The organism is Nocardia sp. NPDC059154 (assembly GCF_042755705.1).
Taxonomy (GTDB): domain Bacteria; phylum Actinomycetota; class Actinomycetes; order Mycobacteriales; family Mycobacteriaceae; genus Nocardia.
The window spans coordinates 41576-51180 of record NZ_JBHZCS010000072.1 but is presented as its reverse complement, the minus strand read 5'-3'; the positions used below and the strand labels follow the sequence as shown (position 1 = coordinate 51180).

Genomic DNA, 9605 nt, shown 5'->3' with positions numbered 1-9605 from the left:
CGCCCTGGCCACCACTGCGGTCGCCGCGACCGCGGTGGTGGCCGGTTGCAGCAGCACCTCCGACAAATCGGCCTCGGCGGCACCCAATCCGGCCCCCGCCAAGAACGACCCGGCCGCCGCCAAGAAACAGGGCAATGTCCTGGCCAGTACCAGCGACGTTCCGGTCGGCGGCGGCATCATCAGCGGTGACACCGTGATCACCCAGCCCGTCGCCGGCACCTTCGACGGGTTCTCGTCCACCTGTACCCACCTGGGCTGCAAGGTGAATGCCGTCGAGGGCGGCCTGATCAAGTGCCCGTGCCACGGCAGCACATTCAACCTGGACGGCACGGTCGCCGGCGGTCCCGCGCCGCGCGCGCTGGACCCCAGGGCCATCCGCGTCGACGGGGATCAGATCGTCTCGGCCTGATCTCACCCGTCATCGAGCTCGACGCCAGGGAGAGCGTCGAGCCGCCCCGAGCTCGGCTCCGGGCGTGTCGAGCTATCTGCTCTCAGCACCGACCTGACCGCCCCCGCACGCCTCGAGCTGCGGGGGCGGATTCCGTCCGGGCGCGTCGCCCGGGTGGGGGCTGCGAAGTGCGGGATAGTGGGCGCAGTGGTCTTTTGCCCATTGCGGCCGGTTGCGCCCAGGATGGTGATTTTCGGACGTCTGACCACTGGTAACGGTTCCATCACGAAGCTTGCCAGAAAGTAACTGGTGTTGCCAGAGTGAACAGCTGGGTCTGGTGTTACTAGTGGGAAGGGAGGGGCGCTCCGCCCCGAGCGCCGTCCGCTTATGAAGCCAAGCATCACTAAGGCCGGAATCTGCACCGCCGTCACCGCCGCGGCGATCACCACCGTGGCCGGGATCGTCCCGGTCGCCGCCCTGGCCGCGCCCGCGCTGCCGGAGCTGCCCCAGAAGCTCGCCGGGAAGACCATCTTCCTGGACCCGGGCCATCAGGGCGACAATCACACTCAGGATGAGAACAAGCAGGTCAGCGATGGTCGCGGTGGCACCAAGGCGTGCCAGACCACCGGTATGACCAGCCTGCACGGCATTGCCGAGCACACCATCAACTGGAATGTCGCGCAGCTGGTGCGCACCTCGCTCGAGGGCCTGGGCGCGCACGTGGTCATGAGTCGCCCCGACGACACCGGCTGGGGTGGCTGCATCGACGATCGGGCCAAGGCCGCCAATGCCTCCGGCGCCGATATCGCCCTCAGCATCCACGCCGACAGCGGTCCTGCCGACGGGCGCGGCTTCCACCTCATCGTGCCGGCGTTGCCCGTCGCCGACGCCAAGGTCAACGAGGTGCAGGGCGGCGCTGGGCTGACCGCCAGCAAGGCGATGCGAGATACCTACGTGCAGAGCGGGTATCAGGTCGCCACCTACAACGGGGCGGTCGACGGACTTCAGACCCGCTCCGACATCGCCGGGCCCGCGCTGACCACCGTGCCGGACGTATTCCTCGAAATGGGTAACGGCGCCAATGCCGAGGACGCGCAGCAGCTGGAATCCCCCGAGGGACAGCTCAAGCACGCCGTCACCATCACCACCGGGATCGCGTCCTACCTGCTCGGCGTGCCGGTGCCCGCCGACGCCGGGCCGGTGTCCGAGCCGGGAACGCAACCGGGACAACAGGTTCCGGCGCAGCCCGCCGAGCCGCAGCCGCAGCCCGCGCGGGCCCCCATCCCGGCGCCGGCGCCGCAGGCCGGCGCTCCTGTGGAGCCGAATCTGGCTGAGGCGCAACAGAATCCGGCTGCGGCGCAGACACCGCAGGCGGCGGTTCCGCAGGCGCAGCCGGCCGTGGTGCCGGCGCAGGCGCCCCAGGCCGCTGTTCCGGCGACGCCGGCCCAGGCGGGACAGGCCCCGGCGCAACCGGAGCCGACGCCTGCTCAGCAGGGGCAGGCGTCGACGTTCCCGGCGCAGCTTCCCGGGTATGCGGCGGCGCCTGCACCGTTGCAACTGAATCCGGCTCCGGCGCCACAGAATCCGGCTCCGGCGCAGCAGCCGGGTGAAGCGGCGCTCGAGGGCAGTCTGCAGGTTGCCCAGCAGCTCGCCGATCAGTTCCTGAAGACCTGGCAGCAGTCGCAGACGCCGGGTACCCAGCCGCAGGCCGCGCCGCAGCCGGGCACGCCGCCGCAGACCGGCGCCCAGCCGCAGGCGGCGCAGCCCGCACCGCCGGCGCAGACCAAGCCCGTCGCGCGGCCGATCGCGGATCAGCTTGCGCCGCAACGGCAATCGCCGGGCACTACGGGCGGTCAGGGGACTCCGGCCACGCCGGCCGTCCCGGGTACGCAGTCGACTCCGGGCGTGCAGGCCCCGGGTGCACAGGCTCCGGGTGCGCAGGCCCCGGCTGCCCAGGTTCCGGGTGCGCAGGCCCCAGCGACCGACAAGAATTCCAAAACCACTCGGCTGGACGGGATTTCCGTGAGTTCGCTGGTGCAGCTGGCCGTAAAGTTCCTCGGCCCGCTCGCCAAGATGCTCACGGGCGATTCCGGTCTCGCTTCCGACGCGGTCAACCTGGCCTACAGCCTGGTGTCGGTGCTGACCAGCACGTTGCTGAGCACGGCCACCAAGTAGTCCGTATCAGTGCGGTACGAATCATCAGTGCGGTACGAATCGCCCCCGCTCCGAATCCTCCGGAGCGGGGGCGATTTTCGTCCACATCGGCCCCATCCGAACCGCTCGGCATCCGGTGTGCCGTATCGGGCGAAGAGCCGACATTGGGGCAAACATTCCGCGATCCGAGCGCGCGGGGGTAGCTCGCCATCAACTGCCTGGACAGCGTGGTCGTGGCAGCTCACCGGCGCACGAGCGGACAACCTCGTGTCCGGTGGTTGGCAAGCATCCGGCGCAGGAGTTGCATGAATTCGGGTCGGGTCGGACGGCCGGTGTAATCGACTCATCGATCGAGGTGGATGATGGCGCTCGGTGTGGGTTTGAGTATCGGCACGGTGAATACGGTCTGCTCCACGGCGGCGGATCGATCCGGAAAGCTTCCGCACGGCCGTCGGGGTGCGCCTCCGGCCACCTGGCGCACCACCCTCACCTTCGACAGTTCGGGCACCGCCCGGGTCGGCCGCATTCCCCGGCACGGGCGGGTCATCACCGAATTCGCGGACCTCGCCCAGCAGGGGGCTCCGGTCGCGCGGGTCGGGCATCGGGCGCTGTCGGCCGCGGATCTGGTGGCGACGGTGGCCTACAGCGTGGTGGCGGAGGTGCTGGGGCAGGCGCCGGCGGGGCTGCTGGGCGCCGGTGACACGGGAATCGCGGTGACCCATCCGGCCGGATATCCCGCCGCCCTGGTGGCGGAGCTGCGCACCGCCCTCGACGGCGTCGGCCTCACCCGGGCCGGCCTGGTGGCCGAGCCGATCGCCGCCGTGTCCTGGCTGGCTGCCGAACGGGGGCCGCTCACACCGGGTTTGGCGCTGGTCTACGACCTCGGCGGGTCCGGGCTGGATGTCACGCTGCTGCGGGTGGGCATGGGCGCGCCGAGTAATCCCATCGTCGGATCATCGCTGCACTCGGTCGAATTCGGGGGCCGGGCCTTCGGGGACCTGGTGGCGCGCACACTGCGGCGCACGGCCGGATCCCAGGTGGTGCCGCGCGGGCTCTCGGACGCCGATTCGGGCGAGTTGCGCAGCGAGCACATTCGCCGTTCGCTGGCGCTGGTCTACCGGTGCCTGCGCATCGCGGACGTCACCATGGCCGATGTGGATCGGATCCTGGTGGTCGGCGGCGCGGCGCGGCCGCCGGAGGTGGCGCAGGTGCTCGCCAAGGAGCTGGCGCGTCCGGTGATGGTGGCCTCCGATCCGGAGCGCACGATCGCCGATGGCGCTGCCATCGCGGCCCGGCAGGCGCTGATCGCCCAGGGTTCGGGGAGCCATCGGCCTCGTTCACTGACGGGTCTGTTCCGGCGCGTCACCAGGGTGGCAGCGCTCTGAAGTGATCATTTGTCCTGCTACTCGCCGGTTCGCCGCGGCCTCGCGTGCTAACCGGCGCTAACTCGTGCAAGCATCTTGCGAACGGGCTGTTGACGCCTCTCCTGTTTGGTGTAACTATGGGATACACATAACGCCACTGACTGGAGAGGTGACGACGATGTCTCCGACCACGACCCCCCTTGACGACCCCGTGGTTGCCGAAGCTCAGGAGTACGCCAACAAGCTGCTGCTGCTCTCGGAAGGGTCGGTGAACAAGCACTTCGACCCCTACGAGGACATCGACTGGGACAACCCCGACTTCGACGCCAACGCCCGCCCCGAGCGCTGGATCCTGCCGGAGTCCGCGGACCCCCTCGGTCGCCACGACTGGTACCAGTCGCTCACGGTGGAGCGGCAGATCGAGGTGGGCAAGTACCGGCAGGCCAATATCGCCAAGGTCGGCCTGCAGTTCGAGTCCATCCTGATCAGCGGCATGGTGAACCACACCTTCTCGCTGCCCAACGGTGACGCGGAGTTCCGCTACTGCACCCACGAGATGGCCGAGGAACTCAACCACACCCTGATGTTCCAGGAGATGGTGAACCGCATCGGCGCGGACGTCCCGGGCATGGGCCCGCTCGTCCGGCAGCTGCGCCTGTTCGGCGTGCCGGTTGCCATCGCGTTCCCCAACCTGTTCTTCATGGCCGTGCTCGCCGGCGAGGAGCCGATCGACCACATCCAGAAGCAGATCCTGCGCTCGGGTGAGGAGGTGCACCCGATCATGCGCGGCGTCATGAGCATTCACGTCGCCGAGGAGGCGCGCCATATCTCCTTCGCGCACGAGTTCCTCAAGCATCACGTGCCGGAGCAGAACGCGGCCAACCGCTTCATCCTCTCGATCGCCATGCCGATCGTCATGTTCATCCTGGGCCGCTCCATCGCGACCCCGCCGAAGAAGTTCTTCCAGGAGTTCGACATTCCGGAGCAGGTGCGCAAGGAGCTGTTCTACGGCTCCAAGGAGGCCAAGCAGGTCTTCAGCGACTACTTCATCGACGTGCGCGCGCTGGCCCACGAGATCGGCCTGATGAACCCGATCTCCAAGCGGGTCTGGAAGCTGCTCGGCATCGACGGCCCGGCCTCGCGCTACCGCTCGGAGCCGATCCGCTCCGGCAAGGCCGCGTAGGGGAGGGGGACGTACAGTGCCGTACGTTGTCACCCAATCCTGTTGCAGCGACGCGTCCTGCGTCTACGCCTGCCCGGTCAACTGCATCCATCCGACCCCGGACGAGCCGGACTTCCTGACCGCGGAAATGCTCTACGTCGACCCGCAGGCCTGCGTGGACTGCGGGGCGTGCGCCACCGCGTGCCCGGTGGACGCCATCACGTCGTCGAAGAAGCTGACTTCCGAGCAGCTGCCGTTCATCGAGATCAATGCCGACTTCTACCGGCAGGAACGGCCGCGGCCGCTGCTGGCGCAGCCGATTCCGGCCGCGGAGGTCAAGCCCGGGCGGGAGCCGCTGCGGGTGGCGGTCATCGGCTCCGGGCCCTCGGCCATGTACGCGGCCGACGAACTGCTCACGCAGCCCGGTGTTTCCGTGACCGTGTTCGACAAGGTGACCACGCCCTACGGCCTGGCCCGCTTCGGTGTCGCGCCCGATCACACCAAGACTCGCAAGGTCGGGGACCTCTTCGACGTGATCTCGGCGCAGCCGGGCTTCGGGTCCTACCTGAATGTGAATGTGGGACAGCATGTCTCGCACGAGGAGCTGCTGGCGCACCACCACGCGGTGATCTACGCGGTCGGCGCGTCCTCGGACCGCAAGCTCGGGATTCCGGGGGAGGGGCTGCCGGGCAGTACCTCCGCCACCGGCTTCGTGGCCTGGTACAACGGGCACCCGGATCAGGCGGGCCGGTTCTTCGACCTGTCGCACCGCCGCGCGGTGATCGTGGGCAACGGCAATGTGGCGCTGGACGTCGCGCGGATTCTCACCGCCGATCCGGAACTGCTGGTCGGCACCGATGTCTCGCAGCGGGCGCTGAACGCCCTGCGGCGCAGCAATATCGAGGAGGTGGTGATCCTCGGGCGGCGCGGTCCGGCCGAATCCGCCTTCACCGTGCCGGAATTCGTGGGCCTGCTGGGCGCGGATGTCGACATCGTGGTCGAAGGTGAGATTCCCGAGATCGTCGAGGGCATGTCGCAGAAGGTCGAGCACAAGCTGAAGCTGTTGCGCGGCTTGGCCGATCGGCCGGTGGGCGGTCGCAAGCGTATCGTCTTCCGGTACCTGTCGGCGCCGGTCGCGATCGCGGGCGTGGACCGAGTGACCGGGGTCGAGGTGGTGCGCAACGAGCTCGTCACCGGCGATGACGGTGCGGTGCACGCGGTCCCGACCGGGGAGATCGAGACCCTCGACGCCGGACTGGTGCTGACCTCGGTGGGCTACCGGGGTGTGGCCCTGCCGGGCGTACCGTTCGACGAGCGGGCCGGGGTCATCCCGAATCTGGACGGCCGGGTGCTCGAGGAGTCCGGCGGCTCGGTGGTGCCGGGTGCCTATGTCACCGGCTGGATCAAGCGCGGTCCGACCGGGTTCATCGGCACCAACAAGTCCTGCGCGCAGCAGACCGTGTGTCAGCTGGTGGACGACTTCAATGCCGGCCGCCTGGCGCAACCGGCGCACAGCGCAGGCGATTTCGACCGACTGGTCGGTGAGCGTCAACCGCACGCCATCCGTGGCGGCGCGGTCAACCGCCCCCGTCGCAAGCTTTCCCTGATGGTGCGCCGCTGACCCACCCCGGTCAGCGCCGCCCATGAAGGCCGTCGCACGCCAACCCCCTGCGCGTGCGGCGGCTTTCGCCGTTTCGTCCCTTTTGTGGCCGGTCTTCCCCTGCCTCGGTGGGCTTCTCGTATTACCGGTAATGACTTTTTGTGCTGGGCAACGTATCCGGTCGCGCACCGACTGCGAATTTTCATGGGTGGAGCGGAGGCACTGTACCGATGTTGTTGTGCGAGTTGTAATGCTGTGTTTGCTCGCTGCGACATCTGCGGTAGTAGAGAATATTTCATTGCGAATCACGGACGGTAAAGCGGCTCGCGTGGGGTAATCCGGGGCAGCTACCGACCAGTGATCGGAAGTCCACACCCCCGTACTGGCACTGCGGTCTGATTTTTCGGACACTCTTCGCCTACCGGTCGGTATGAATTATTTGTTCGCTGAGTTGTAGCTATTGAGAAAGACTGTTCGGTTGCTTTCATCGTGCAGTTGGATTCGATCTTGTTCGGACGATTCTGTGACCAGTAGATTCGCTATCTTCGCTACTGGACGCGAAATCTTTTCTCCCAATCCGATATTCGAGTACCGCAATCGCCAGCTAACCTGAACGCGCTGTTTGGAAAACGACCGCGACCACATGGTTGGTACGCCCGTGGGCCGTGGTCTCGGTGCGTTGACGGGATAGCAATGACAGTTGGCTTTGGCATGAGCATCGGCACAGTGAACTCCGTCTGGGCGACCACGGCCGGTGATCGGAACCGGCCCGCGGTGCGCGTTCGCCGGACCGCCGTCACCTTCGACAGCGCCGGCGGCCCGCAGATCGGGGGCATTCCCCACTTCGTCCCGGTGGTCACCGACTTCGCCGATCTCACCAGCGAGCCGGACCCGGTGGTCATCGGCGGTCGCATCTGGTCCCCGGCGGACCTGGTGGCGGCCGTGGTGAACGGGCTCATCGAGACCAACGCCCCCGAGGCCCCCGCCGTAACCACCTATCCCGCTTGCTATTCGGACAAACACGTCACGCGATTGCGGCGGGCACTGGACTGGTCCGGCGCCGCCGACGTCATGCTCATGCCCGAGCCGGTGGCGGCGGTGGAATGGCTCGACGAGGAATACGGCATCTCCGAATCCGGGCTCACCCTGGTCTACGATCTCGGCGGAAACGCCCTGGACGTCGCGGTCGTGCGCACCGAGTCCGATCGCGACGAACGCGGCATCCTCGGGCGGGCCGAGCGCTCGCACGACTACGGCGGACGGCCGCTGGGCACCCTGCTGGCCCGCTACGCGCGCAGCATCGCGCCCGGCTCGACGCAGCCGGTCTCGGCCGTGGTGTCCGCCTCCGACACGAATCGCCTGCGCAGCTGGCACATTCGCAATTCGCTACGGTTGGTGCGTTCGGTCGTGCACAGGGCCGGGCTGCACATGGAGGAGATCGACCGGGTCCTGCTGATCGGCGGTGCGGCCCGCCCCGCCGAGGTGGCCCGCGTGCTGTCGGACCTGGGCCGCCCGGTCGTCATGTCGCCCGATCCGGCCAATACCGTGGCGGTGGGTGCGTCCATCGCGGCCTTTCACAGCGCGGACACCGGCTCCGCCATCGCCCGATACGCCCCCCGCGCCGCCGTGATCTCCGGCGCCGCAGTTGCTTCCGCGCTCGCCATGTCCGCCGCCACCGTACTCGGCGGGCCCGTTGCCGGACCACCCGGACTCCAGGCCGCCCCCGAACCCGCCGACCCGTCCGCCGGGACCGCGCCCCTCGGTACCCACGATGTCATCGTCCTCGACGATGCCGGCGCGCTGCCCGGCACCGGCACCCACGCCATCGCCACCGTGGCAGCCGTCCGCGCCTACTCCCCGCTGGCCCCGACCGTCACCCCCACCTGGGTCGCCGGCCACCCCGTCGATTCCACCGGTGGCGGCACCCACTGCGAAACCCGCTCTGTCACAGGCGCGGTCAGCACCTACGGCAACCCGGCGCAGTTCACAAACCCCCTCCCGTTCCAGAACTCCGCCCTCGGCGGCTGGACCGTCGGCTCGTACTCCGGCCAGGTCCCCAAGGTCAGCGTCCCCGGCACCCTCCCCGGCGCAACGCAACCCGGAACCCAACCCGGCACGGGCCTGACCGGTACCGGTCAGTCCGGCGCGGGTCAGCCTGGTGCCGGTCAGCCCGGCGCGGGTCGGCCCGGCAGTGGCCAGCCCGGCTCCGGGCAGCCCGGCGCAGGCCAGCCTGGTGGCACAACTCCCGGAAGTACTTCGGGCGGAACCCAACCCGGTACCCCAGGTGGAACACCCGGAGCCGGAACCGCGGGCGGTTCGAACCCTGGCGGTTCCGCCCCGGGCACCTCCACCGGCGGCAATCCCGGCACCTCGACCCCCGGCAGCGGTACCCCAGCAGGCGGTGGCGGCAGCACTCCGGGCGGCGCAAGCGGCGACCCGGCGGGAGCCAACACGGGCAGTTCTCCGGACGGTTCCAACCCTGGTGGCTCGAACCCGGGTGGTTCCAACCCCGGCGGCTCGAAGCCCGGTGGCTCGAAGCCTGGCGGAACCGGCGCGGGCGCAATCTCTCCCGGAGGCTCGACCCCCGGTGGCGGTTCCCCTCGTGGCTCGACCGGCGGCGGCACCCATACCGGCGGCGCCAACACCGGCGGCGCCAACACCGGCGGCAATGCCTCCGGCGGCGGTTCCCCCAAGGGCGGCGGCCTCGGCGGCGGCATAGGCAGCCCCGGCGGCTCCTCACCCGGCGGCAGCCACGGCGGCGGCATGGGCAGCCCCGGCGGCAGCCACGGCGGTATGGGCGGCGGCGGCATGGGTGGCGGTATGGGTGGCGGCGGCAGGGGCGGAGGTGGCGGCGGTGGCCACCACTGATCCCCTGCGGCACTGTGCATCCCGTCGGCCGGGGTCGTTCGGCCGCACCGCGGATCCCGCCGCGACGCT

Annotated in this window: 6 protein-coding genes; all 6 read left to right on the top strand. The window is 69.2% G+C overall.

Translation table 11 applies throughout. The annotated features are described in order from the left end of the window. Positions 1-4 precede the first annotated feature (4 nt). The 6 genes from ACFXN1_RS41570 (at position 5) to ACFXN1_RS41545 (ending at position 9536) form a co-directional block, all read left to right on the top strand. Entirely contained in the window at positions 5-409 is a 405-nt protein-coding gene (locus ACFXN1_RS41570; RefSeq protein ID WP_379463881.1) for a ubiquinol-cytochrome c reductase iron-sulfur subunit, read from the top strand. Between the two features lie 366 nt (positions 410-775). Continuing rightward, entirely contained in the window at positions 776-2563 is a 1788-nt protein-coding gene (locus ACFXN1_RS41565) for an N-acetylmuramoyl-L-alanine amidase (protein WP_379441262.1), read from the top strand. 341 nt (positions 2564-2904) lie between these two features. Further along, the gene (locus tag ACFXN1_RS41560; RefSeq protein WP_379441261.1) at positions 2905-3927 is read left to right on the top strand and encodes an Hsp70 family protein; all 1023 of its coding nucleotides are present in this window, start codon (positions 2905-2907) and stop codon (positions 3925-3927) included. A gap of 157 nt (positions 3928-4084) precedes the next feature. Beyond that, a complete protein-coding gene (locus tag ACFXN1_RS41555) occupies positions 4085-5089 on the top strand; it encodes a diiron oxygenase (protein WP_379441259.1) in 1005 nt (334 codons plus the stop codon). Positions 5090-5105: 16 nt separating this feature from the next. Then, positions 5106-6689, top strand: coding sequence for an FAD-dependent oxidoreductase (locus tag ACFXN1_RS41550; protein ID WP_379441258.1), 1584 nt, complete (start codon positions 5106-5108; stop codon positions 6687-6689). A 690-nt stretch (positions 6690-7379) separates the two neighbouring features. Further along, on the top strand, positions 7380-9536 hold the full coding sequence (locus tag ACFXN1_RS41545) for an Hsp70 family protein (protein ID WP_379441256.1): 2157 nt from the start codon (positions 7380-7382) through the stop codon (positions 9534-9536). Positions 9537-9605 lie beyond the last annotated feature (69 nt).

What these genes read in the sequence shown, in the direction of transcription:
- ACFXN1_RS41565 (WP_379441262.1), top strand. Translation starts at nt 776, where the DNA reads ATGAAGCCAAGCATCACTAAGGCCGGAATCTGCACCGCCGTCACCGCC.
- ACFXN1_RS41560 (WP_379441261.1), top strand. Translation starts at nt 2,905, where the DNA reads ATGGCGCTCGGTGTGGGTTTGAGTATCGGCACGGTGAATACGGTCTGC.
- ACFXN1_RS41555 (WP_379441259.1), top strand. Translation starts at nt 4,085, where the DNA reads ATGTCTCCGACCACGACCCCCCTTGACGACCCCGTGGTTGCCGAAGCT.
- ACFXN1_RS41545 (WP_379441256.1), top strand. Translation starts at nt 7,380, where the DNA reads ATGAGCATCGGCACAGTGAACTCCGTCTGGGCGACCACGGCCGGTGAT.